General features: G+C 60.8%; 25 protein-coding genes and 1 riboswitch. Of the genes, 14 read left to right on the top strand and 11 right to left on the bottom strand.

Going from position 1 to position 24102, the window contains the following annotated elements:
- Window positions 1–39: 39 nt before the first annotated feature.
- The 6 genes from HF327_RS15010 to HF327_RS14990 form a co-directional block, all read right to left on the bottom strand.
- Window positions 40–1275 (bottom strand): branched-chain amino acid ABC transporter substrate-binding protein, encoded by a 1236-nt coding sequence (locus tag HF327_RS15010; RefSeq protein WP_198460940.1) that lies wholly within the window; start codon window positions 1273–1275, stop codon window positions 40–42.
- 254 nt (window positions 1276–1529) lie between these two features.
- Window positions 1530–2765 carry a branched-chain amino acid ABC transporter substrate-binding protein gene (locus tag HF327_RS15005; RefSeq protein ID WP_198460939.1) on the bottom strand — a complete coding sequence of 412 codons (1236 nt, stop codon included), beginning with the start codon at window positions 2763–2765 and terminating at the stop codon, window positions 1530–1532.
- A gap of 214 nt (window positions 2766–2979) precedes the next feature.
- Window positions 2980–3723, bottom strand: a complete 744-nt coding sequence (locus tag HF327_RS15000; RefSeq protein WP_407927047.1) for a DUF4123 domain-containing protein — start codon at window positions 3721–3723, stop codon at window positions 2980–2982.
- Window positions 3724–3729: 6 nt separating this feature from the next.
- On the bottom strand, window positions 3730–4002 hold the full coding sequence (locus tag HF327_RS22425) for a DUF4123 domain-containing protein (RefSeq protein ID WP_407927046.1): 273 nt from the start codon (window positions 4000–4002) through the stop codon (window positions 3730–3732).
- Window positions 3999–4256 carry a hypothetical protein gene (locus HF327_RS14995; RefSeq protein ID WP_198460938.1) on the bottom strand — a complete coding sequence of 86 codons (258 nt, stop codon included), beginning with the start codon at window positions 4254–4256 and terminating at the stop codon, window positions 3999–4001. The genes HF327_RS22425 and HF327_RS14995 overlap by 4 nt, the downstream gene beginning before the upstream one ends.
- A gap of 83 nt (window positions 4257–4339) precedes the next feature.
- Window positions 4340–5980 carry a 3-(methylthio)propionyl-CoA ligase gene (locus HF327_RS14990; RefSeq protein WP_198460937.1) on the bottom strand — a complete coding sequence of 547 codons (1641 nt, stop codon included), beginning with the start codon at window positions 5978–5980 and terminating at the stop codon, window positions 4340–4342.
- Window positions 5981–6236: 256 nt separating this feature from the next.
- Between HF327_RS14990 and HF327_RS14985 the strand changes: the two genes are divergently transcribed.
- From HF327_RS14985 to HF327_RS14965, 5 genes are all read left to right on the top strand, one after another.
- On the top strand, window positions 6237–7748 hold the full coding sequence (locus HF327_RS14985; protein ID WP_198460936.1) for a protein adenylyltransferase SelO: 1512 nt from the start codon (window positions 6237–6239) through the stop codon (window positions 7746–7748).
- A complete protein-coding gene (msrB, locus tag HF327_RS14980; RefSeq protein ID WP_198460935.1) occupies window positions 7745–8161 on the top strand; it encodes a peptide-methionine (R)-S-oxide reductase MsrB in 417 nt (138 codons plus the stop codon). The genes HF327_RS14985 and msrB overlap by 4 nt, the downstream gene beginning before the upstream one ends.
- A 228-nt stretch (window positions 8162–8389) precedes the next feature.
- Window positions 8390–8959 carry a septation protein A gene (locus HF327_RS14975; RefSeq protein WP_198460934.1) on the top strand — a complete coding sequence of 190 codons (570 nt, stop codon included), beginning with the start codon at window positions 8390–8392 and terminating at the stop codon, window positions 8957–8959.
- Window positions 8956–9222, top strand: coding sequence for a BolA family protein (locus HF327_RS14970; protein WP_198460933.1), 267 nt, complete (start codon window positions 8956–8958; stop codon window positions 9220–9222). The genes HF327_RS14975 and HF327_RS14970 overlap by 4 nt, the downstream gene beginning before the upstream one ends.
- A gap of 71 nt (window positions 9223–9293) precedes the next feature.
- Window positions 9294–10085 carry a peptidylprolyl isomerase gene (locus HF327_RS14965; RefSeq protein ID WP_407927045.1) on the top strand — a complete coding sequence of 264 codons (792 nt, stop codon included), beginning with the start codon at window positions 9294–9296 and terminating at the stop codon, window positions 10083–10085.
- Window positions 10086–10173: 88 nt separating this feature from the next.
- Here HF327_RS14965 and HF327_RS14960 read toward each other — a convergent pair whose 3' ends face one another.
- From HF327_RS14960 to HF327_RS14950, 3 genes are read right to left on the bottom strand one after another with little or no spacing between them, the layout of a single operon-like run.
- Window positions 10174–11109, bottom strand: a complete 936-nt coding sequence (locus tag HF327_RS14960; RefSeq protein ID WP_198460931.1) for a hypothetical protein — start codon at window positions 11107–11109, stop codon at window positions 10174–10176.
- Window positions 11106–11693 carry a sigma-70 family RNA polymerase sigma factor gene (locus HF327_RS14955; RefSeq protein ID WP_198460930.1) on the bottom strand — a complete coding sequence of 196 codons (588 nt, stop codon included), beginning with the start codon at window positions 11691–11693 and terminating at the stop codon, window positions 11106–11108. Before HF327_RS14955 ends, HF327_RS14960 begins: the two co-directional genes overlap by 4 nt.
- Before the next feature lie 56 nt (window positions 11694–11749).
- Window positions 11750–12661, bottom strand: a complete 912-nt coding sequence (locus HF327_RS14950; protein ID WP_198460929.1) for a hypothetical protein — start codon at window positions 12659–12661, stop codon at window positions 11750–11752.
- Between the two features lie 364 nt (window positions 12662–13025).
- Between HF327_RS14950 and HF327_RS14945 the strand changes: the two genes are divergently transcribed.
- Window positions 13026–14324 (top strand): purine-cytosine permease family protein, encoded by a 1299-nt coding sequence (locus tag HF327_RS14945; protein WP_198460928.1) that lies wholly within the window; start codon window positions 13026–13028, stop codon window positions 14322–14324.
- A gap of 61 nt (window positions 14325–14385) precedes the next feature.
- Here the strand turns inward: HF327_RS14945 and HF327_RS14940 are convergent, their stop codons facing one another.
- Window positions 14386–15114: an ankyrin repeat domain-containing protein gene (locus HF327_RS14940; protein WP_198460927.1), complete on the bottom strand. Its 729-nt coding sequence runs from the start codon at window positions 15112–15114 to the stop codon at window positions 14386–14388.
- A 116-nt stretch (window positions 15115–15230) separates the two neighbouring features.
- On the opposite strand from HF327_RS14940, the gene HF327_RS14935 reads away from it, so the two are divergent.
- The gene (locus tag HF327_RS14935) at window positions 15231–15731 is read left to right on the top strand and encodes an SH3 domain-containing protein (RefSeq protein WP_328701853.1); all 501 of its coding nucleotides are present in this window, start codon (window positions 15231–15233) and stop codon (window positions 15729–15731) included.
- 67 nt (window positions 15732–15798) lie between these two features.
- Here the strand turns inward: HF327_RS14935 and thiD are convergent, their stop codons facing one another.
- Entirely contained in the window at window positions 15799–16671 is an 873-nt protein-coding gene (gene thiD, locus HF327_RS14930) for a bifunctional hydroxymethylpyrimidine kinase/phosphomethylpyrimidine kinase (protein WP_198460925.1), read from the bottom strand.
- Window positions 16672–16737: 66 nt separating this feature from the next.
- Window positions 16738–16859, top strand: a riboswitch (TPP riboswitch).
- A gap of 64 nt (window positions 16860–16923) precedes the next feature.
- On the opposite strand from thiD, the gene HF327_RS14925 reads away from it, so the two are divergent.
- The 7 genes from HF327_RS14925 to HF327_RS14895 all read left to right on the top strand — a co-directional run bounded on the left by HF327_RS14925 (window position 16924) and on the right by HF327_RS14895 (window position 23754).
- Window positions 16924–18018, top strand: coding sequence for an FAD-dependent oxidoreductase (locus HF327_RS14925; protein ID WP_198460924.1), 1095 nt, complete (start codon window positions 16924–16926; stop codon window positions 18016–18018).
- A gap of 93 nt (window positions 18019–18111) precedes the next feature.
- On the top strand, window positions 18112–18309 hold the full coding sequence (gene thiS / locus HF327_RS14920) for a sulfur carrier protein ThiS (protein WP_198460923.1): 198 nt from the start codon (window positions 18112–18114) through the stop codon (window positions 18307–18309).
- A gap of 17 nt (window positions 18310–18326) precedes the next feature.
- Entirely contained in the window at window positions 18327–19139 is an 813-nt protein-coding gene (locus HF327_RS14915) for a thiazole synthase (RefSeq protein WP_198460922.1), read from the top strand.
- Between the two features lie 11 nt (window positions 19140–19150).
- Window positions 19151–20092, top strand: coding sequence for a thiamine phosphate synthase (locus HF327_RS14910; protein ID WP_198460921.1), 942 nt, complete (start codon window positions 19151–19153; stop codon window positions 20090–20092).
- 282 nt (window positions 20093–20374) lie between these two features.
- On the top strand, window positions 20375–21094 hold the full coding sequence (locus HF327_RS14905; RefSeq protein ID WP_099737308.1) for a Crp/Fnr family transcriptional regulator: 720 nt from the start codon (window positions 20375–20377) through the stop codon (window positions 21092–21094).
- Between the two features lie 255 nt (window positions 21095–21349).
- A complete protein-coding gene (locus HF327_RS14900; protein WP_198460920.1) occupies window positions 21350–22435 on the top strand; it encodes a phosphotransferase in 1086 nt (361 codons plus the stop codon).
- 44 nt (window positions 22436–22479) lie between these two features.
- The gene (locus HF327_RS14895) at window positions 22480–23754 is read left to right on the top strand and encodes an acyl-CoA dehydrogenase family protein (RefSeq protein WP_198460919.1); all 1275 of its coding nucleotides are present in this window, start codon (window positions 22480–22482) and stop codon (window positions 23752–23754) included.
- Window positions 23755–24102: the final 348 nt, after the last annotated feature.

The following is a 24102-nucleotide window of genomic DNA, read 5'->3' as shown; positions in this document are numbered from 1 at the left end:
TTATGGGCGGCGCACCGACTGCAACACGAGGGTGATGGCTCAGCCCGGGCGCTTCATCTGGCAACTGGTGGGGGTGCTGGCCACATAAGGCTCGTAGTACTTCACGGGCGCAAAGGTGTAGCCGGTGTTTTCCGCGTCATACGGGAACTTGCCACCCGCCTTCTGCCACTTGGTGATATAGAGGCCCTGCTGCAGCTGGTGGTCGGACTTGCGCATCTCGACTTCGCCATTAAAGCTCTTGAGCTTCATGCCCTCCAGCGCGGCAGCGACCTTGACCGGGTCGGTAGAGCCCGTTTTCACAAAGGCTGCATCCAGCAAGGCAAACACGTGATAGATGGAGGCTTGCGTCAAGTCGTCGTTGAACTTCTTCTTGAAGCTGGCCATGCTGGCCTGAATGGGCGGGCCCATGTTGTAGTGGCCATAGCCCACCGTGTACACCTTGCCATCAGACGCCGCACCCATGGCCGTGGGCGAACCTGCACCAAAGGCATAGTAGGTAAAGAACTTGACGTTGTTCAGACCCGCGTCATTGGCTGCCTTGATGAGCAGCGACAGGTCAGCGCCCCAGTTGCCAGTAATGACGGTGTCGGCACCTGACTGCTTGATCTTGGCGATATAGGGGGCGAAGTCACGCACCTGCGCCAGCGGCGAAAAATCATCGCCCACGATCTGCACATCGGGTCGCTTGGCTTTGAGCAGCTCCTTGGCGTACTTGGAGACCTGCTGGCCGTGGCCGTAGTTCTGGTTGATCAGATAGACCTTCTTGACCTCGGCATCGTCCTTGATAAAGGTGGTCAGCACTTCCATCTTCATGGAGGTGTCTGCGTCGAGGCGGAAGTGCCAGTAGCTGCATTTGCTGTTCGTCAGGTCAGGGTCAACGGCTGCATAGTTGAAATACAGCAGCTCCTTGCCCTTGTTGCGGTTGTTGTGCTTTTCCAGCGCATCCATGATGGCCAGCGCCGGGCCTGAGCCATTGCCCTGCGCGACATAACGCACACCCTGATCAATGGCAGAGCGCAGAGCGGCCGTGGTTTCTTGCGGGCTGAGTTTGTTGTCCAGCGCCACCACCTCGAACTTCACACCCGAGGCATTTTTCTGATTGAATTCTTCGGCCAGCAACTGAAAAGTCTTGAGCTGATTGGTACCCACCGCTGCCATCAGGCCAGACAAGGGATCAATCCAGGCTATCTTGACCGTCTCGCCTTTTTGAGCCCAGGCACCACTCGCACTCACCGCCATAGCCGAAACAGCCACTGCACGCATAACCCATTTCATACTTGTCTCCTTACCTTGTTTTTGCTAGTCAATGACGCCAATCTACCGGCCGGTAGACTTTTCCCCGTGGGGGAAAGCCTTAGTAACTATCACGCAGGTGACTTTCATGACGGTTTTGGGGGCGTTGCCGACACTTGGGTGACACATGCAGACATCTGCACCATGATGTGAAACAGCCATCCACATGTCGCGCCCCCAAGCAGAGACAAAAAAGGGTGCCACGCGGGCACCCTTGGCATCCCTGCCGCTCAGGCTCAGGAAGGTCGTTTCATCTGGCAGCTGGTGGGTGTGCTGGCCACATAGGGCTCGTAATACTTCACCGGCGCAAAGGTGTAGCCAGTGTTCTCAGAATCCATGGGGTACTTGCCACCCGCCTTCTCCCAGCGCAGGATGTACAGCCCCTGCTGCAACTGGTGGTCGGTCTTGCGCATCTCGACCTCACCGTTGTAGTTCTGGAACTTCATGCCCTCCATGGTCGCGGCGACTTTGACCGGATCAGTGGTCTTGGCCTTGGCAAAGGCCTGGTCGAGCATGTTCAGACCCGTGTACACGGTGCCGGTATACATATCGTCATTGACCTTGGCCTTGAAGCCCTTGACGATCTTGTCCATGGTGCCCGGCATGTTCAGGTGCCCATAGCCCACCATATAGACCTTGCCCGCAGCCGCTGCACCCATGGCCGTGGGTGCGCCCGTGGCAATGCCGTAGTAGGTATAGAACTTGACGTTGTTCAGACCCGCATCGTTGGCGGCCTTGACGAGCAGCGCCAGGTCAGAGCCCCAGTTGCCGGTAATCACCGTATCGGCACCGGACTGCTTGATCTTGGCCACATAGGGCGCAAAGTCACGCACCTGCGCCAGGGGCGAGAAGTCATCGCCCACGATTTCCACATCGGGGCGCTTGCGCTTGAGCATTTCCTTGGCGAACTTGGAAACCTGCTGGCCGTGCGAATAGTTCTGGTTGATCAGGTAGACTTTTTTGACCTCCGGCACGTCCTTCATGTACGTGGTCAGCGCTTCCATCTTCATGGAGGTATCGGCATCCAGACGGAAGTGCCAGTAGCTGCATTTGCTGTTTGTGAGGTCAGGGTCCACTGCGGCGTAGTTAAGGAACACCACTTCCTTGCCCTTGTTGCGGGCATTGTGCTTTTCCAGCGCATCCATGATGGCCAGCGCCGGGCCAGAGCCATTGCCCTGAAACACATAGCGCACGCCCTGATCCATGGCGGAGCGCAGCGCGGCTGTCGTCTCCTGAGGGCTCAGTTTGTTGTCAATACCAATGATTTCGAACTTGACGCCTGAAGTGCTGGCCTTGTTGATCTCTTCGGCAGCGTACTGCAGACTTTTGAGCTGATTGGAACCCAGCGCAGCCATCAGGCCCGAAAGCGGATCAATCCACGCGACCTTGACGGTCTCCCCCTTTTGCGCCATTGCACTTCCCGCGCACGCCAGGATCACCGATGCCGTCAAAGCCTTGTATGCAAACTTCATAGAGCGTCTCCATTGGTGTTTATGAGCGAGGCTCAGACTAAGCCGCAAGCCGGTCATTGCCGCTTGGGGGTTGCCCTAGCGCATATCACTTTGGCGACTTTGGGATGCTTGCGACGACCTGAACTATCAAAAAACATAGCTGCCTGTGCAGACAGATAAAGCGCTACAGGCCTTTATGCTTCAAAGCATGGCAAAACCAGCGCCTCATCTGCGCCTAGAGCGGCAGTTGGTTTTCCGTCAACGGCAGGCCATTGGCAGCCGTCAGCACCTGCGGCTCAGGTAGGTCCTTGTTCTCAAGCTTTGGGCCTACCTCGTCCATGAATTTGTCAAAGCTCAGTTTCCGCGCCTTGACCCGGAGCAGCAGCGCTGCCACCTCAGGGATTTGATCAACACGCGCGCCGCCAATCAAAGCCAGACACAGATAGTTCAGCAGATCACGCGTACCCGTGAGCCCATAACGGCGAGCCAACACCAGTTGCTGGCGCGCAAACCAGTGCATGGCCAGCGGCGGCAATTTATCGCGCAAATGCACCTGATTCAGATGGACGTAATAGATCAGCAGGTCGGGCACATTGCCCTGTACCAGCGCATCCACTTGCGCAGCACTGAGATGCAGCGGCAATGGCGCGGCGGGCTCGTTAAGGTCAGTGACCGCATATTCATGCAGGCGACCAGAACGGCTCCAGCACCACCAGCGTGCAATCGGCCCCAGCAGGGCGCGGATTTGCGCGGGATTCAGCACGGGCTCGATACGGCTTTGGGTGTCCAGATCGCTCTGCCCCAGCAGGGCTGCCAGCACTGCGGGGTCCCAGAAGGCCAGATAGCTGCTTTCCTTGCCCGGCATTTTGGGGTCCATGGCATGGCGCAGATGGGCCATCAGCACAGCCATCTCGCACTCGCTTGCCAGCAAGGTGGCGCAGGGGCTGGCCTGCACCAGATCCAGCACTGCATTCAACAATTCTTGTTACGCCTTCTTCAATGGCTGACCGCTGCGCCCCAGGTGCACCAGCCAGGGACTGACCTTGCCCTCCTTGGTGTTGCGCGTGAATGCGAACAAGGCCTCGGCACCGCTTTCTGGCACCCGTGCCAGCAAGTCACGGTTCTGTGCAGCATCCAGCAGCAAATACAGCTGCAAGGGTTTGTCGGCAGGTTGGTCTGAGGATTTGATCTGCGCCCACCGTTGCTGCCATGTCTGGCGCGCTGGCTTCATCTCGTGCCAGGTTTGCACCTTGCTCATGGCCGCTCCTTGTTCACAAAAGGAGAACGCTGCTGTGCGCGACGTGCAAGACATTCCATACAGACCGCACGCGGCGCGGCAAGGCTGGCGACCTGGGCCACAGCCTCTGGCGAGCAGGCGGCGGCCGACCCAGCGATGGCACCTATCCCACCGAGCAAACCGGCGCCCAGAAGCTGGCGGCGCAGCAAGCCTGAAGCGGGCTCATCCAAGGACTGGCAAAAACAGGCAGGCAGCTGCGGCTGAACACTGAGCATGGCAAGAGCCCAAAATGAAACGGCCATCATCGCATGATGATGGCCGGGGGCTGCAGGGCTCTATGCACCCAGAAAAGCCGTGATTAAAGCGTCGGTAGCTTGTAATCCTTCAGCTCCTCGCGCAGGCGCGTTTTGAGCATCTTGCCTGTGGCACCAATCGGGATAGCCGCCACAAAAACGACATCATCCGGAATCTGCCACTTGGCGGTCTTGCCTTCGTAGAACTGCAGCAATTCCTCACGTGTGACATCGGCACCCGGCTTTTTGACCACGGCAACAATCGGGCGCTCGTCCCACTTGGGGTGCGGCATGCCAATACAGGCGGCCATGGCTACAACGGGGTGAGCCATGGCGATGTTTTCAATGTCGATGGAGCTGATCCACTCGCCACCGGACTTGATCACGTCCTTGCTGCGGTCGGTAATCTGCATATAGCCATCGGCGTCGATCGTCGCTACGTCCCCTGTAGGGAACCAGCCATGGCCGTCGGCCCCTTGAACCAATGGGCTGCCGCTGCCTTTGTAATAGCTGTCGATGATCCAGGGCCCACGCACCAGCAGGTCGCCGTAGCTTGTGCCGTCCCAGGGCTGATCTTCCCCCGCGTCGTTGACGATTTTCATGTCCACGCCAAAGATCGCGCGCCCTTGTTTCTGGCGGATCTTCATCTGCTCTTCCTTCGGCAGATCCTTGTGCTTGTTCTTGAGCGTACACAGCGTGCCCAGCGGACTCATCTCGGTCATGCCCCAGGCATGCAGAACCTCGACCCCATAGTCATCCTGGAAGGCCGTAATCATGGCGGGTGGGCAGGCGGAGCCGCCAATCACCGTGCGATTGAGCTTGGAAAAGCGCAGGCCGCCCGGCTTCATATAGCCCAGCAGCATCTGCCACACCGTGGGCACACCAGCGGCAAAGGTCACGCCTTCTGCCTCGATCAATTCGTAGACCGATTTGCCGTCCAGCGCCGGGCCGGGGAAGACCAGCTTGCAACCCGTGAGCGCGGCGGAATACGGCAGGCCCCAGGCATTGACGTGGAACATGGGCACCACCGGCAGCACCGAATCGCGCGCCGACAGGCACATCACATCGGGCAACGCCGCTGCATAGGCATGCAGCACGCTGGAGCGGTGGCTATAAAGCACAGCCTTGGGATTGCCTGTGGTGCCGCTGGTGTAGCACATGCTTGACGCCGTGTTTTCATCGAACTGCGGCCAGTTGTATTGATCAGACTGGCCTGCAATCCAGCTCTCATAGCTCACCAGCCCGGGAATGCCACTGTCTGCCGGCACCTTGTCCGCATCGCACAGCACCACCCATTGGCGGACCTGAGGACACTTGCTGTGCACTGCAGCAATGATGGGCAAAAAGCTCAGATCAAAACACAGGGCCTTGTCCTCAGCGTGGTTGATGATCCAGGCAATCTGCTCAGGGTGCAGGCGCGGATTGATGGTGTGCAGCACCCGGCCCGAGCCGCTGACGCCAAAGTACATCTCCATGTGGCGATAACCATTCCACGCCAGACTGGCCACCCGCTCCCCCTGCGCCAACCCCATTGAGTCCAGCGTATTGGCCAGCTTGCGTGCGCGGCCTGCCATGTCCTTGTAGGTATAACGATGAATATCCCCTTCCACACGACGGGAGACAATTTCCCCGTCGCTATGGTTGCGGGCGGCAAACTCGATCAGGGAAGAAATCAGCAGTGGCTGGTTTTGCATCAAACCCAACATAGGCACGTCTCCTGGATATCGTTGTGTGGTCGGCAGCAATCCTAGCGCGAGCTTTCCGGCCATCACCTCATGACTGTCACCAATGCGTAATGGAAATGACGTTTCCCCGCATCCTTCCTATGAACGATGTCGAACGCCTCAGGGAAAGACCTAGGCATTCGCCAGCACTGCGCCGGGCTATTGACTCCGGTGTTCACTGCCTCCGCCAACAACCCTGCAAGCTCTGGCCTTGCTATAGCTCAAGCACAATGACTGCATGAACGAATCCACTGCCCCGCAATGGCACAGGCCCGGCCGATTCGAAGCCCTGGGCCCGGCATTTTTCACCTATCTTCAGCCCACGCCCGTACCGGCACCGCACTGGGTCGCCACCAGCGCCAGTACCTCGCAGCTGATGGGTCTGAACCCCGAATGGCTGCAAACCGACGAGGCACTTCAAACCCTCAGCGGCAATGCCGTCTCAGTGCCCTCCCCCGACGGCCGCAAGCCACTGGCCAGCGTTTACAGCGGCCACCAATTCGGTGTCTGGGCCGGACAGCTGGGCGATGGCCGCGCCATCATGCTGGGCGAGACGTCGCTGGGCTTTGAAGTCCAGCTCAAAGGCGCAGGCCGCACACCCTACTCGCGCGGCGGTGATGGCCGCGCCGTGCTGCGTTCCTCCATTCGTGAATTTCTGTGCAGCGAAGCCATGGCCGCTTTAGGCATTCCCACCACGCGGGCGCTGGCGTTGACCGGCTCGCCCCTTTCCGTGGCGCGCGAGACCCTGGAAACGGCCGCCATCGTCACCCGCGTGGCCGAGAGCTTTGTGCGTTTTGGCCACTTCGAGCATTTCGCCGCGCGCGACATGCAAGAGGAGCTGAAAGCACTGGCCGATCTGATCATTGACCAGCACTACCCCGAATGCCGTACCGCCACAGCGCTGCAAGGCAATGCCTACGCCAACTTTCTGCAGGCCGTGAGCGAGCGCACCGCCCGCCTGCTGGCCCAGTGGCAGGCCGTCGGCTTTTGCCACGGGGTGATGAACACCGACAACATGAGCATTCTGGGCCTGACGATTGACTACGGCCCCTTCCAGTTCCTGGATGCGTTTGACCCCGGCCATGTCTGCAACCACAGCGACAACCAGGGACGCTACGCCTTCAACCGCCAGCCGCAGGTCGCCTACTGGAACCTGTACTGCCTCGGCCAAGCCCTGCTGCCGCTGATTGACAGTGAAGAGCTGACCATTGCGGCGCTGGATTCGTACAAAACCGTCTTCCCTGCGGCTTACGCCACGCAAATGCTGAGCAAGCTGGGCCTGCCCGAAGATGCGGCAGGCACAGCGCCCGCCGATGGCCGCTTTGCCCTGCTGGTCAACCCGCTGCTGCAGATACTGGCCGACAACAAGGTGGACTACACCATCTTCTTCACGCGCCTGACCGAAGCCGTGCAGCAGGCACAAGAAGGAAACATCGACTTTGAACCACTGCGTGACATCATTCTGGACCGCGCCACGTTCGACGCCTGGTCGCTCACCTATTCAGAGCAGCTAGCGCAGGTAGATCAAGCGCAAGCGGCCGATTTGATGCAAAAATCCAATCCCTGCTTCGTGCTGCGCAACCACCTGGGTGAAACCGTGATTCGCGCCGCACAGGGCGGCGACTTTGCGCCGGTGCAGCAAATGCTGGCCGTGCTGCACGCGCCTTATGACTCGCACCCGGCCTACGCAGACTGGGCCGGCTTCCCGCCCGACTGGGCTACCACCATTGAAATCAGCTGTTCATCATGAGCTTTCCTATCCAGAAAACCGATGCCGAATGGCAAGCCCTGCTGCAGCAAAAAGGTGCCGAGCCTGCTGCATTTCAGGTCACCCGCCACGCTGCCACCGAGCGCCCCTTCACCGGCAAGTACGAAGCCTTCTGGGCCGATGGCAGCTACCACTGCGTCTGCTGCGGTGCCAAGCTGTTTGATTCGCACACCAAGTTTGACGCCGGCTGCGGCTGGCCCAGCTTTGATCTGGCCGTGCCCGGCGCGATCACGGAAATCACGGACCGCACCCACGGCATGGTTCGCGTGGAGACGGTGTGCAGCAGCTGCGGCGCGCATCTGGGCCATGTCTTCCCTGATGGCCCCACAGACACCAGCCTGCGCTACTGCATGAACTCGGCCTCTCTGGATTTCCAGAACGATTCTCAAAAATAAGAGCTGCCTGCGCTTGATGTGAATGCGTTTGAGCCTGTCTTGACTCAAATCATTTCTCCAGTACTGAATCTTGGCTTTTCTGGTTTTTGATAGCTAAAACCGCCCGCCGCACAAGCCTTGTGCGCAGGTATGACTGGCTCTTTGGTGCATGATGACTATTTACCGCTGCGCCGGGAACCTTGCCCGGTTGGCGCACTCTGAAATACCAGAACGACTTACATTTCGCGCATGAAGCTGCTGATTGATTTTTTCCCCATCATCCTGTTTTTCGTGGCCTTCAAGGTCTGGGGCATCTATGCCGCCACGGGCGTGGCCATTGTGGCCACCATTGCGCAGATCGCTTATCTGCGCATCAAGACCGGCAAGATCGAACCCATGCAATGGGTCAGTCTTGGCGTGATTGTGCTGTTCGGCGGTGCCACGCTGCTCGCCCACAACGAAGACTTCATCAAGTGGAAGCCCACGGTGCTGTACTGGCTCATGGGCGCTGCCTTGCTGTTTGGCCAGCTGGTCTTCAAAAAGAACCTGCTGCGCTCCGTCATGGGTGCGCAACTGCAGCTGCCCGATGCGGTCTGGCTCAAGCTCAACTGGGCGTGGACCGCCTTCTTCGCCGGCATGGGCGCGCTCAACCTCTGGGTGGCCTTTAACTTTGACACCGATGCCTGGGTCAACTTCAAGCTATTTGGCGGCATGGGCCTCATGGTCGCCTTCGTCATCGCTCAAGCCATCTACATGAGCCGCTACCTGCCCCAGGACACCGCTCAAAGCAGCAGCGAAGCCAAGGACAAGCAGCCATGAGCGTCACCATCAGCGCCCCCGCCATGGACGCCGCTTTGCGCGAGCGCCTGCAACCAACCCTGCTCGAAGTCATTGACGAAAGCTACCAGCATGCAGGCCATGCTGGCGCCAACGACAGCGGCGTCGGCACCCATTTCCGCATCCGCATTGCCTGCTCCGGCTTTGACGGAAAAAGCCGCGTAGCGCGCCATCGCCTTGTGTATGATGCGTTGCAGGACTTCATTGACCAGGGCGTTCACGCCATCGCCATTGAAGTTTTATGACATCAGGCTCCGCAATGCGGAGCCTGTTGCATATGGGCTGAACTAATTCACTTTTTTCAATCAAGACTCGAATGAGCATGAATCAAAAGCAAATGGCCCGCATGGTGGGCGCCGCAGTTCTGGGCTTTGCCGCCCTGTCCGCATCGGCACAAAACGTGGCCATCGTCAATGGCAAGGCCGTTCCTCTGGCCCGCGTCAACGCGCTGAAGGCACAAATCGAAGCCAGCGGCCAGCCCATCGCACCCGAGATGGACAAGATGATCAAGGACGAAGTCATCGCCCGCGAAATCTTCATGCAAGAAGCCAGCCGCCGTGGCCTGGCCGCCTCTGACGCTTACAAGCAGCAAATGGAAATGGCGCGCCAGACCGTGCTGATCCGTGCGCTGTTTGAAGACTTCCAGAAGAAGAATCCTGTGACCGATGCCGAAGCCAAGGCCGAGTACGACAAGTTCGTGGAAGCCAACGGCGGCAAGGAATACAAGGCCAGCCATATCCTGGTCGAATCCGAAGACCGCGCCAAGGCCATCATTGCTGAAGTGAAGGCGGGCAAGAGCTTTGAGGAAATCGCCAAGAAGGAATCCAAGGACCCCGGATCGGGTGCCCGTGGTGGCGATCTGGACTGGGCCAACCCCAACAACTACGTGCCCGAGTTCACCGAAGCGCTGATCAAGCTCAAAAAGGGTGAGCTGACCGCAGCTCCCGTGAAGAGCCAGTTTGGCTGGCACATCATTCGCATGGATGACGAGCGTCAGGCTGAAATGCCCAAGTTTGAAGACGTCAAGCCTCAGATCATGCAGCAACTGCAACAAACAAAGCTGCAACAATTCCAGGATCAGCTGCGCAAAAACGCAAAAGTCCAGTAACATGCTCTTACGCCAGTCCTGAAAAGAACTGGCCAGACCATCACCAAAGCCCGCGTCAAGCGGGCTTTTTTTATGCCTGTTGCAGTACTTATTGCATTGGGTCCGCTACAGATTCCGTAGCTTCAGACGCTTTTCCAGGCTTGGCCGAGCGCTTTTCACTGTCCTTGCGCGGGCGGCAGTCGGGTGGCTTCAACGCAGTGCCAGCCGCTGATTTCTCATGCTTTGGGGTATCGCCATGCGCGCCAGCTTTTCTGTTCTTCTCCTCATCGACCAGCGGGCACAGTGGTAATTTCGCCTGAATTTCAGGGTTTTGCTGCGATGCAATATCTGCAGTTTCAAGCGATTTTTCAGCGCCATGCGGTGTGGCATCACCCGCACTGGAAGCGCTTGCCTTGCCAGCTGGAGCCATTCTTGCCGAGCGTTCCATGGATGGTGCCGGTGCGGCCATGGGAGGCGTGGCGTTTGCTGCCCCTGGTAAAGCCTGCTCTTGCTCTGGCGCTTTTGCTTCCATATCCATAGCTGCTGGCGCTTTACCCTCAAGCGCTGTAGCCGGATTTCCCTTTGATGCTTGCGCCACTGAAGACTGACGCGTTGCGCTGTGGGCTGCTGACGCGCCCTCTACGGCAACCGATGGACCGGAATCTGCCTCCGCCAGGTTTGACTCAGCGGATAACGCTGGCGCAGCCTGTTCAGCTGCCACAGCGGGACTTGCATCAGGCTCCACGCCAATGCCTTTGTCTGATCCATCCCACCAGGCCGCGTGCTGCAGCATCAGCCAGCCGACCAGCCCGATAGCCGCCAGCCCTCCCAGTGCATGGCGTAGCCAGAAGCGGTCGTTGGCGGCAGGCTGGCGCTGTGGTTTTGCGCGGTCTTGCGATGCAGCGGCTGCGCGCTGTTTGGCGCGGGCCAGTATGGCGTCGCTGTTTTGCGCGCTGGGGCCCCGGTCATCGGCCACGGCTTGCTGGTACAGCTCGCGCAGCACATCAGGCTTGCTGCCTGGCTCTGGTTCAGGGGTGATGCTCATGCCAGTTCCTCCAGCGCCGCGCGCAGCTTGGCACGCGCATAGCGCAGGCGGCTTTTCGCCGTTTCTTCGGCCACGCCGGTGGCCAGGGCAATCTCGGCCACCGTCATATCGGCCTCCACCTGCAATAAAAAACACTCGCGCTGCTCGGCGGGCAACTGCGCCAGCGCGGCCAGCAGGGCCTGCGCCATGAGCTGGCGATCGAGCTGGTGATCAGGCTCAAAGCCCGAGGCGGCAAACAGGCTATCGGCCAGCCGCATGGATTCCTCCGTATCGGCTGACAGGCTGATACCGTGGCGCTGCCTGCGCCAGTGATCGACCAGCCGGTGATGCGCCATGGTGAACAGCCAAGTCGTGAACTTGCTGCGCACTTCATAGCGCGCAGCATTGTCAATCACCGCAAACCACAGGTCTTGAGCCAGGTCATCGGCCAGTGCCCCGTCGCCCGTGTTGCGATAAAAGTAGCGCCACATGCGCAGCTGGTGGCGGCCATACAGCTGCTCAAACGCTGCGGCCTGCCCTGCTGCATAGCTTTGCATCAGAACCTCATCAAGGATGGCAGATAGCGCCAGCGGCTGTTCGGACATGTCCGCGATTATGCAAATTTCGCGGACCTGCTCCCACGCTCTTGTTTCAGCAGCCCTTAATTACGGGGTGGATCAGGCACGAAACCTGAGTCAGCGGGAAAGGGGCTTGGCGAGCGGGTCACCGGTGGGCGTGGCCGGGGTTCACGAATCATGCCCTTGGCCACCAGGTTCTCATAGCTGTCGTAGCGAATACGCACCACGCGGCGGGGAGTTGACGTATCGGCTTCAAACTCCGTCTGCTCGACCTGAGAGTTCTCGACCGCACCATGCCCTGTCCCCAGCGAGGGAGCTGCTGAGGGCGCGCGCCTGGCCATGCTGCTCTTGCTGGCCGCATTCGGAGCGGCTTCATCGGCAGCCGCGGCAGAAGACTCGGCCGCGCCGCTGGCGGTTGATTGAGACTCGTAGACCGGGCCCTCATAGACGATAGGCTCTGGCAGCTTTTCACGGTATAGCGCCACACCAATCACGCCCACATCCTTGGGGCGACCCGTACGACTGGCATAGGACATATCGCTTTGGGAGAAGTAAAACGCTGCGACGCTGTCGTTGCTCTTGCGCCAGCCTGTCACGTCATAGCGGTCTGCCGCATCCAGTACATAGCCATTTTCAGCACGCGAGCTGGCCGTCTTGCCGTTGACGGCGTTGACACCGTCGACGCTGATGACGGCCATGATGCGGCGATCTTCCAGACTGCGAACGCGCACCGCATAGTTGGCACCGGGGCGGCCCGCCACCCATAGCTCGCCCCCATGGCGGTAAATAGGCAGCACGCGGCCCGTAGCACGCTCGATGATGCTGACCTCAGCCACCTTGCCCATGTCTGCACGCGGAGACAGAGCACTGGCTGACCCCACGGCAGCCGCCAGCGCGGCGCAGAGCAAGGAAACACGCAGCAAACGACTGCGAGTAATAGAAGAGGCGGTAGCGGTTGGGGTCGCGGGTTGAACGGCGGTGCGATTAGAGAACATGGACGTTATCTCCTGAAAATTCGGTGGCGACAGACTTGTCATCCACTGAAACGCAGCAGCAGCGCCAACGGGGTTAAACATCGCTCTCTTTGTTTGCAAGTATTTGCAACACAGCTTTGACCAGCGGCCAAGGGGCTCACACAGCCTTCTCTGGCACAATCGCCCTCGCTAGGGGTGTCCTGACGATAACAAGTCAAGGCTGAGAGAGTCCCTTTGAACCTGATTGCGCAGAGCCACTGGCTCTGCCCGAGATCATCCTCGCGCAGGGAAGCTGTCCAAGGTGTCATGCCGCGGCACGCTATTGCCTCAATAGCTATCTGCGCAACCCATACGGCCCCTGCTTCGTTTTTCTGGCGGAGCATTCATGAATTCTTCCTCTTCAACACCGGCCAATCAGGCCCTGGCCCCCGTGGCCGCGCAAGACCGCGTCTTCGTCTGGCGCGACCATGCCTCGCTGTGGTTCAGTCTGGGCGTGGGTCTGCTGGTCATGCAGATGGGAGCCTATCTGCTGCCCGCGCTCAGCACCATGCAGGCGCTGATGGCAATTGGGCTGGGCTCTGTCGTCGGCGCAGGCCTGCTGGGCTGGGTGGGCAAGCTGGGCTGCGACAGCGGCCTTTCCAGCGCGGGGCTGATGCACAGCGTGTATGGCCGCAACTTTGCGCGCCTGCCAATTTTTCTGAACATCATCCAGCTGCTGGGATGGGGCAGTTTTGAGCTGGTGGTGATGCGCGACGCCACCGTCGCGCTGGGCAAGCAAAGCGGAGCCATGACGGCGGCTTACTGGCCCTGGCTGGCCACGCTGATCTGGGGCAGCGTGATCTTGCTGCTGATGAGCGGCAACATGACCACGCTGGTGCGGCGCATCATCTCGCGCGTTGCGCTGCCACTGGTGATTGTGTCGCTGCTGTGGCTGAGCTGGCAGTTTCTGGCCATGGCCAGCACCACCGGTTTGGCGGTGCTGCTGAGCCGCGAAGGCACAGGCGGCATGAGCATGCTCAGCGCCGTGGATCTGGTGATTGCCATGCCGATCAGCTGGCTGCCGCTGGTGGCCGACTATGCCCGCCACGGCAAAAGCGGCAAATCTGCGTTGACCGGCGCCTGGACGGGTTTTGCGCTGGCCAATATCTGGTGCTATTCGCTGGGTGTTCTGGTGGCGCTCACGCTGCCCAGCGAAGACCTGGTCACTGCCCTGCTGCTGGCCCAGGGCGGCCTGATCGCCCTGTCGCTGATTTTGCTGGACGAGGTGGACAACGCCTATGGAGATGCTTACTCCGGTGCCATGTCGGCCCACAGCATCCTGCCCGCGTGGAGCATTCGCCGCTGGGGCCTGCTGATTGCAGCACTGTGCACCGGTCTGGCCATGGTCCTGCCCATGCACAGCCTTGAGCCATTTTTACTGCTGCTCAGCTCCTGCTTTGTGCCGCTGTTTGGCGTGATGCTGGGGCGTCTGGCCTTTGGCACCAATGCCGTAGAGCTGATGCGGGACGCACCCGCTGTGCGCTGGGATGCCGTGGCCCTCTGGGTGCTGGGCATCGCCTTCTACCACCTGCTGCCCTATGTGACGATGACCATGGGCTCGGCCCTGCCCACGCTGGGGCTGACGTTTGCCGCTGCTGTGGCCACCCGCCAGTTGCAGCACAGCGGTCAACCGGCTCAGGCTTGAGACTCAAAAAACATAGCTGCCAGCGCATATCCATAAAGCGCTTGAAGCTATTTTGGCTTGATTACTTTGCGCCAGCCGCCTGCAGCAACTGCGCCACGGCCTTCTGGCCACGCTGGCGGGCATGGGCCAGTGCCGTCACGCCATCTTTGTCAGCCAGGTTCAAGTCGGCCCCGGCCTCAATCAGCGCCTTGATGATGGCCTGATGGCGCGGGCCGCCGTCACTCAGCACCACGGCTTCCACCAGACAAGTCCAGCCCAACCGGTTAACGTGGTTCACATCCACACCGGCCTTGATCAGCGCCAGCGCCGTCTCCACATGGCCGCGCTCGCAGGCCGGAATCAGGGCTGTGCCGCCATAGCGGTTGGTGCTTTTCAGGTCTGCGCCGTAAGAGAGCGTCATGCGCACAATCTCCAGCCGACCCTGCGCGCCGGCCAGCAGATAGGCGCTGTCCTGCATCTGGTTCTTCAGATTGGGGCTGGCACCATGCAGCAGCAAGGACCGCGCCACCTCGATATGGTTAGCCGCCGTGGCCAGCAGCAGCGGCGTGTTGCCCTGACCATCCTGCACATCGACCTCAGCGCCTCGTCCCAGCAACTGGCGCACCTTGACGGCATCGCCCTCGCGGGCGGCCTGCAGCAGCAGGGGTCCGAGCGCCTTCACATCGGGGCTCAACGCTCCCGAGCCCGGTTGAGCATCCGGCACGCCCGTCCGGACCGGTGTCGACGCCTCCAGCGGCGTGGACAAAGAGGCAGCCACTGCCAGCAGGCTCCACAACTTGATCATGAGCATCCTTTCCGGGTTCCACCCTGTTCAGCCCCTGTCAGCTTTCTACAGGAACTATAGCTACCTACGCAAGTCTGATGCGGGTTAGAACCACTTTCAGCAAGAAAAGGAGAATCTGCCCCGTGCTCTGTAACCCAAGCCGCACAGCCACCTGGATCCGTAAGGCTGCGACCTCCGCCGCCAGTTCAGCCTTGATTGCGCTGACCGCCCTCAGCACCAGTCTGATGCCTGCCGCCGCCCAGGCGCAAGAGTTCGTCAGCATCAAGGGCAATAGCGTGAACGTGCGCGAAAAGCCCAGCACCCGCTCCTCCACCCAGTGGGAGCTGAGCAAGGGCTACCCGCTGCAAGTCACCCAGCGCAAAGGCCAGTGGCTGCGCGTCAAAGACTATGAAGCCACGCTGGGCTGGGTCCACGCCCCGCTGACCAGCAAGAGCCCGCATATGGTGGTGACGGCGCGCACGGCCAATCTGCGTTCAGGCCCCGGCCAAAAGCACGGCCGCGTGGGCCAGCTCAAGCAGTACGAAGTGCTGCAGACGCTGAAAAAGCAAGGCAGCTGGGCCCAGGTGCAGCGCAGCAACGGCCAGAGCGGCTGGGTGGCCAAGAACCTGGTCTGGGGCTGGTAAGCCAGCGCCCACCCGGACACAACAGACAAAAGGCCTGCGCTGCAGGCCTTTTCGCATTGGAGAGAAATCAGCCTTGCACAATCCGCTGCGCACGCGGTGCGTAGCCATGGTTCAGCGGGCCATGGCCGTGGCCGGTATAGACATCGGCACCCGCTTCAATCGCACCCAGAATATAGCGGCGCGCCTCAGTCACCGCCTGCGCCAGCGGCAGGCCCTGTGCCAGGAATGATGCAATGGCCGACGACAGCGTGCAGCCCGTGCCGTGGCCGTTGTGGGTCACGATGCGCTGCGACTGCAGACGCAGATAATCGCCCGCCGTCTGGCCCTGCAGACCCAGTACATCCATGACCACATCGCCATTCAGGTGCCCGCCCTTGAGCAGCACTGACGGCGCGCCCAAGGCGAGCAAATCCGCCACCGCGGCATCCAGTGCCGGAATGCCGTCAATACTGCGACCCAGCAGCAGCGCTGCTTCGTCCAGATTGGGAGTAATGACTGTGGCCAGGGGAAACAGCTCACTGACCAGCGCCTGCGCAGTCTCCGGGACAATCAGGCGGTCACCGCTGGTGGCGACCATCACCGGGTCCAGCACCACATTCGTGAGCTGGTGACGGCGAATGGCATCGGCCACCACACTCACCACCTCTGGCGTGGCCAGCATGCCGATCTTGACCGCATCCACGCCAATGTCGCTCACCACGGCATCAATCTGGTCGCGCACGGTATTGAGCGGAATGCCGTGAATCCCCGTCACGCCCAGCGTGTTCTGCACGGTGATGGCGGTAATGGCCGTCATGCCATAGCAGCCCAGAGCCGCACAGGTCTTGAGGTCAGCCTGGATACCGGCGCCGCCGCCGCTGTCCGAGCCGGCGATGGAGAGCACGCGCGCATAGCGTTTTGGGGAGGAGTCGAAAGTGGGGGTAGAAGCAGTCACTGTCATGGAGAAAAATTATCGCCCATGCGCATGATCAATGCGCGGTGTTTACGGTTGTGCTGTAATGCCCGACGGACGAAACAGGGGTGTCCTTCAGGCAAAACAGCCTGCGCGGACTGAGAAACACCCTGGGGGCCATGCCCTCTGCACCCGATCCAGATCATGCTGGCGTGGGGAGTTTCACAAGCTGCAAAGCATGCCGCGTTTTGTCCTGCACATGGCTGGGGTTCATGTGCAAGGCTGAAAAACGAATTGCACATGTCATTGCTACAAGCTTCTTCAAAGATCGCCATTCTGGGCGGCGGCCTCATGGGTCGCCTCCTGTCTTTGGCGCTGGCCCAACGCGGTCACTCGATTGATCTCTACGATGCCCATGGCCCGCAAGGCGATGGGGCTGCTGCACGCGTGGCCGCCGCCATGCTGGCACCGCTGGCCGAGTCAGCCATTACCGAGCCCGGCGTGGTGCGCATGGGCCAGCACGCGCTAAACCGCTGGCCTGAGTTGATTGGCCAATTGAACCAGCCGGTGTTTTTGCAGCAAAACGGCACACTGATTCTCTGGCACCGCCAGGACCAGAGCGACGCCGCACGCTTTTTCGGCCTGCTGGAGAAAAACCGCCGCATCAACCCCAGCCTGCCCGCCATGGAAGAGAAAACGGGTGCTGCGCTGCAGGAATGCGAGCCCGCACTGCAAGGCCGCTTCAACCAGGCCGTCTATCTGCCCGGTGAAGGCCAGCTGGACAACCGCCAGCTGCTGGCTGCGCTGGTGGAAAAGCTAACCACCCTGGGCGTCAACCTGCACTGGGACAGCCCGCGTGAGCTAAGCGACTTCCGCCCCGGCGAGACAGGCCAGCCCGACTTTGTGTTTGATTGCCGGGGTCTGGGCGCCCGCACGCAGTGGAAGGATTTGCGGGGCATTCGCGGCGAGGTGGTGCGCATTCATGCGCCTGAAGTCACACTGGCCCGCCCCACGCGCTTGATTCATCCGCGCTACCCCATCTATATCGCGCCCAAGGAAGACCATCTGTTCGTGATCGGTGCAACCGAGATCGAGTCCGACGATATGTCGCCCGCCAGCGTGCGGTCGACGCTGGAGCTGCTGTCTGCCGCCTACACCGTGCACTCGGGCTTTGCCGAAGGCCGGATTGTGGAGATCGCCACCCAGTGCCGCCCCACCCTGCCCGATAATCTGCCCGCCGTACGCCTGATGGCCCCGCGCACCATGGAAGTCAACGGCCTGTACCGCCACGGCTTCATGATCTCGCCCGCCATGCTGGACGTGGTCCTGGAGCTGGTGGACCACAATGACTCACCACTGGCCCGCGAATTTGATGTCGCCGTCCACCGAGCCTGAACTTTGGCGCACAGCACTTGCACCCGCAGCGCACACAAGCACTGCGGCGCAGGGGTTTAAGTTAGCGCCAGCCTATTTTTTCGTTGTAAAGCCATGAAGATCACCCTCAACCAGCAAGCCACCGACCTGCAAGCCAACGCCACCGTGGCCGATGCGCTGGCGCAAATGCAGGCCAAGCCCCCATTTGCCGTGGCGGTCAATACGATTTTTGTGCCCAGGACACAGTACGCCGCTCAAACGCTCAACGAGGGCGACAAGATGGAAGTCATCTCCCCGGTCACCGGCGGCTAAAACCACAAGAACAAATCATGAACACAAAGACTACCGACGACGCACTGGTTCTCTACGGCCAGCGCTTTGAAAGCCGCCTGCTGCTGGGCACTTCGCGCTACCCATCGCCAGCGATTCTGGAAGCGGCTGTTGAGCGCTCCAAGCCCGCCATGGTCACTGCTTCGCTGCGCCGCCAGGGCAGCAATACGGCCGATGCCGCCGAAAACGGGGCCAGCTTCTGGGAGCTGCTGCGCAAGCTGAACGTCCCCGTGCTGCCCAATACCGCTGGCTGCATGACAATTCAGGAAGCCGTCACCACGGCCCAGATGGCCCGTGAAGTGTTTGACACCCCGTGGATCAAGCTGGAGCTGATTGGCGACGACTACACTCTGCAGCCCGATACGCTGAACCTGGTCGAAGCCGCTTCCATCCTGATCAAGGACGGTTTTCAGGTTCTGCCCTACACCACCTACGATCTGGTGCTGTGCCAGAAGCTGGTGGACGTGGGCTGTCAGGCCGTCATGCCCTGGGCCGCGCCCATTGGCACGGGCCGTGGCCCCGTCAATCCCTACGCCATGCAGATGCTGCGCGAACGTCTGAAGGTACCGCTGATTGTGGACGCCGGCCTGGGCCGCCCATCCCACGCTTGCACGGTGATGGAGTGGGGTTATGACGCCGTGTTGCTGAACACCGCCGTCGCGCTGTCTGAAGACCCCGTGGCCATGGCCGGTGCCTTCTCGGATGCCGTCAACGCCGGTCACGCCGCCTACCGCGCAGGTGCCATGGCCGAGCAGAACTCCGCCCAGCCCAGCACCCCCGTGCTCGGCACCCCTTTCTGGCATCAGGAATAAAGGCAGCTGTCATGGACTCCGCAGAAATTCAGGCGCTGGCACAAGCCCTCATTCACCAGCATGGCGCGGCCTTCGGCGCGCAGCTGCACCACGATGCCAACTCGGTCGAGCTGACACCCCAGCCCGTGCCGCCTGCGCTGCGTGGCGAGCCCGCCTATCTGGCTGCCCTTGAGGCCTGCAGTGCGCTGGGCTTTATTGCCGTGGATGCGGAGACTCTGGCCCAAGCCTGGCAGCGCCAGAGCGAGCGCAGCAACCAGTTCGACGTCACGCACTGGCCCGATGAGCCCCGTGACTTTGGCCTGAGTGGCGCTGACCCCGCACAGGCATTTGCCCACTGCCCGCGCAATCTGGGCCTGTATGGCGTGCTGCCCACTGCCGAATGGGTGGGCCGCATGGCCCGCGCTGGCGTACCCACGGTGCAGCTGCGCTTCAAATCCGATGACAAAGCCGCTGTGGCCCGCGAGATCAAGGCCGCTGTCGATGCGGTCAAGGACACCGGCGCGCACCTGTTCATCAACGACCATTGGCAAGGCGCGCTGGATGCGGGTGCCTACGGCATCCACGTCGGCCAGGAAGATCTGGATGTGATCGGCCATCGTGATCTGGAGACCATTCGCACCTCGGGCACGCGCTTTGGCGTCTCTACGCACGGTTACGCTGAAATGGTGCGCGCCCATGCCGTGCAGCCCAGCTACATCGCGCTGGGCGCGGTCTTCCCCACCACGCTCAAGAAGATGGCCACTGCGCCCCAAGGTTTGGCACGTCTGGCCGCTTATGTGCGTTTGATGAAGCAGTACCCGCTGGTCGCCATTGGCGGCATCTCTGAAGACATGTTCCCCGCCGTGCGCGCCACAGGCGTAGGCTCCGTCGCGGTGGTACGTGCGCTGGTCAATGCACCAGACCCGGAGGCTGCTGCCAAGCATTTGCTGGAACGCATGCAAGCCACCGCTTAAAGCGCAACTACTCCAAAAACAATAGCTGCTAGCGCTTGATACATAAGCGCTAGCAGCTATTTTCACTTCAACCCTGAATGCCCGCTGCCTGCGGGCATTTCTGTTTCGGGCATGGCGAGAAGCCCCTCTCCACCTGGGTTTTCTGCATGGGCGCAAGCCCCATTCACAGTACAAGCGCAGTACCAGTGGACGCACAGGTGACAACCCTGAGCCTTGCAACCCCGGCAGCACCGGTCCCACACGCGACAATGGGCCGGTTACCAGTCACGCATAAGACAGAACATGGACGAACCAATTCTTAGTATTGAAGAACGTGAGGCGATCAACTCTGGTCGCTGGTTTTCATCCCTTTCGCCCTCTTTGCGGCACGACATTCTTCGATGCGCTTACGTCAAACGATACAAAGATGGAATGCTCATCTGCGCTCGCGGCGAACCGCCCGAGGAGTGGATTGCCTGCGCACGGGGTGCGGTGCGAGTCAGCTCCACCTCCATCACGGGCAAGCAGATCACGCTGACCTATGTGGAGCCGGGCATCTGGTTTGGGGATGTGGCGATTCTGGACGGCGACAAACGCACGCACGATGCCTATGCGCATGGCGAGACCACGCTGATGTGCGTCTCCAAGGCGGACTTCAAGCGCATTCTTTCCCAGCATGTGGAGTTCTCCGAAGCCATGCTGCGCCTGAACGCACGCCGGGTGCGCCAGCTCTACGGTCTGGTGGAAGACCTCAACACCTTGCCGCTGCGTGCGCGTCTGGCCAAACAGCTGCTGCACCTCACACGCAGCTATGGCGTGATGAGCCTGTCGGACAGCAGCGAGATTCGCATCGGTCTGCATCTGGCGCAGGAAGAGCTGGCACAGCTGCTGGGCGCATCACGCCAGCGTGTGAATCAGGAACTCAAGTCCATGGAGCGCGAGGATGTGATTCGCATCGAACCGGGCGGCCTCATCGTGCGCGACCGGGCCACGCTGCTGCGGATTGCAGACACGGACCACTGATTCACCCCCTGAGCGGCTTTGCGGCTTCCCCCTCTCTCGCTTCGAGGGAGGGGGACGACATCTTCGCTGCGGGGCGGCCCTTGCCTGATGTCTCTGGCCTGGATCGCGCCAGTTTTCACTGTCCGCTTTCTTCTCGCTTCTTTGCCGCGTTCTGCGGCAACTCTCCCCCTTTTACGCATTCGCTCGCTGCACCTTTCGTGCGGCGCGGCGGGCTGCGCCTTGCCCATCACAAATCGAACAAAGGACTGAGACAGCATGAGCACTTTTGACCATTTTGTCGGCACCCGCGCGGTGTCCGATCAGCATGCTTTTGATATCGAGGCGATGACCGCCTGGCTGCGCCAGCATGTCCAGGGCTTTGAGGGGCCGCTGCAGGTGGAGATGTTCAAGGGCGGCCAGTCCAACCCCACCTACAAACTGGTCACCCCCGGCAAAAGCTATGTGATGCGCGCCAAGCCCGGCCCGGTGGCCAAGCTGCTGCCCTCGGCCCATGCAATTGAGCGCGAGTACCGCGTGATGAAGGGCCTGGCCAGCACCGATGTGCCCGTGCCGCACATGTATGCGCTGTGCGAGGACGAGTCCATCATGGGCCGCGCCTTCTACATCATGGAGTTCATGGAAGGCCGCGTACTCTGGGACCAGTCCCTGCCCGGCATGACGCCTGAGCAGCGCGCCGAGATTTATGACGAGATGAACCGCGTGATTGCGGCCCTGCACAGCGTGAAGTTTGCCGATCAGGGTCTGGCCGACTACGGCAAGAGCGGCAACTATTTTGAGCGCCAGATCGGCCGCTGGAGCAAGCAATACGTGGCCTCCGTCACCCAGCCCATTCCCGAGATGGACCAGCTGATGGCATGGCTGCCCGCCAATATGCCCGCCAGCGCCAGGGATGAGAGCCACGTCTCCATCGTGCATGGCGACTACCGGCTGGACAACCTGATGTTCCACCCCACCGAGCCGCGCGTGATCGCCGTGCTGGACTGGGAGCTGTCCACGCTGGGCCACCCGCTGGCCGACTTCAGCTACCACTGCATGAGCTGGCATATCCCGGCCGAGCTGGGCCGTGGCATTGCGGGGCTGGATATTGCCGCTTTAGGCATCCCTGCCGAGGCCGACTACATCCGCCGCTACTGCGAACGCACGGGCCTGCAAGACATCGCCACGCTGCACCACGACTGGAACTTTTACCTGGCCTATAACATGTTCCGCATCGCGGCCATCTTGCAAGGCATTGCCAAGCGCGTGGAAGCCGGAACGGCCTCCAGCGCCCAGGCCAAGGCTTCTGGCGACACCGCCCGCCCCATGGCGGAGCTGGCCTGGTCCTTCGCACAGCGCAGCTAAGTTTTTAACCACGACATTTCTTCGTCAGACAATAAGGAGCACTCATGGACTTCGACTACGCGCCCAAGACCAAGGACCTGCAGCAACGCCTGCTCAAGTTCATGGATGAATACATTTACCCGGCAGAGAAAGACTATGCCGCCGAGCTGCTGGCCAACACCGCCGCCGGCAAGCGCTGGACGCCACTTGAGACCATTGAAAAGCTCAAGCCCAAGGCCCAGGCCGCCGGCCTGTGGAACCTGTTTTTGCCCGTAGACAGCGCCGAGGCATCGGGCTACCACGGAGCAGGCCTGACCAATCAGGAATACGCACCGCTGGCCGAAATCATGGGTGCCGTGCCTTGGGCCTCTGAAGTCTTCAACTGCTCGGCACCTGACACCGGCAATATGGAAACCATTGCCCGCTACGGTAGTGCCGAGCTGAAAGACCGCTGGCTCAAGCCTCTGCTGGAAGGCAAGATTCGCTCGGCCTTCGCCATGACCGAACCTGAAGTCGCCTCGTCTGACGCCACCAATATCTGCACCCGCATTGAGCGCCAGGGCGACGAATACGTGATCAACGGCCACAAGTGGTGGATCTCCGGCGCAGGCGACCCACGCTGCGCGGTCTACATCACCATGGGCAAGACCGACCCCGAGGCTGCAAGACACTCTCAGCAGAGCATGATCATCATCCCGGCCGATGCCAAGGGCATCCGCATCGTTCGCCCGCTGAACGTGATGGGCTATGACGATGCGCCCCACGGCCACATGGAGATGTATTTTGAAAACGTGCGTGTTCCCGTCGGAAACATCCTGCTGGGCGAGGGCCGTGGCTTTGAAATCGCCCAGGGTCGCCTTGGCCCAGGTCGCATTCACCACTGCATGCGCCTCATCGGTCTGGCCGAACGTGCGCTGAAGCTGATGTGCCAGCGCGCCAGCAGCCGTACGGCTTTTGGCAAGACCGTGGCCCAGCAGACCGTGACGCAAGAACGCATTGCCGAGGCGCGCTGCAAGATCGACATGGCCCGCCTGCTGACGCTGAAAGCGGCCTGGCTGATGGACGTGGCCGGCAACAAGGTGGCCCGCACCGAGATCGCCATGATCAAGGTTGTCGCACCCAGCATGGCCTGCGAGGTTATCGACTGGGCCATGCAGGTGCACGGCGGCGGCGGCATGTGTGATGACTTCCCTCTGGCCTATGCCTACGCGGCGGCGCGCACCCTGCGCTTTGCCGACGGCCCGGATGAAGTCCACCGCAACGCCATTGCCAAGTGGGAACTGGGCAAATACGGCAGCTACGGTAAGAACGCTGAAGTGCCTGTAACACGCGGCGGCTAAGTTTCAGCCAGCGCCTGAGAGCGACCCCGCAAGCCAATCGCTGCGGGGTTTTCTTTTTTTGCTGGCTGGCCCTGTCGCTATCAATCAGCAAGCTGCTTGCGCTTGATTTGCATTGAATTCACCTATAAAACTATTCAAGGTCCATATCAATCAAGCGCAAAAAGCTTCTCTTTTCATAGCATCAACCCCGCCAGACCGGCTTGCTACAGGCGCCCGATGAAGCGTGCCCAGGGAGAGCGCATCGTTACCGGCCTGGCCCCGAACCACAGCGCGCTGATGCTTGCGCTCATCAGCGAACTGGGTTTTGAGCTATGGAAGCGCGCTGCGCCGCAAGCGGCTGCTGCGCTA

This window comes from Comamonas suwonensis (assembly GCF_012844455.2).
In the GTDB taxonomy this organism is placed as follows: domain Bacteria; phylum Pseudomonadota; class Gammaproteobacteria; order Burkholderiales; family Burkholderiaceae_C; genus Comamonas; species Comamonas suwonensis.
The sequence above is the reverse complement of the archived record's forward strand: the minus strand, read 5'-3'. Positions and strand labels throughout refer to the sequence as shown.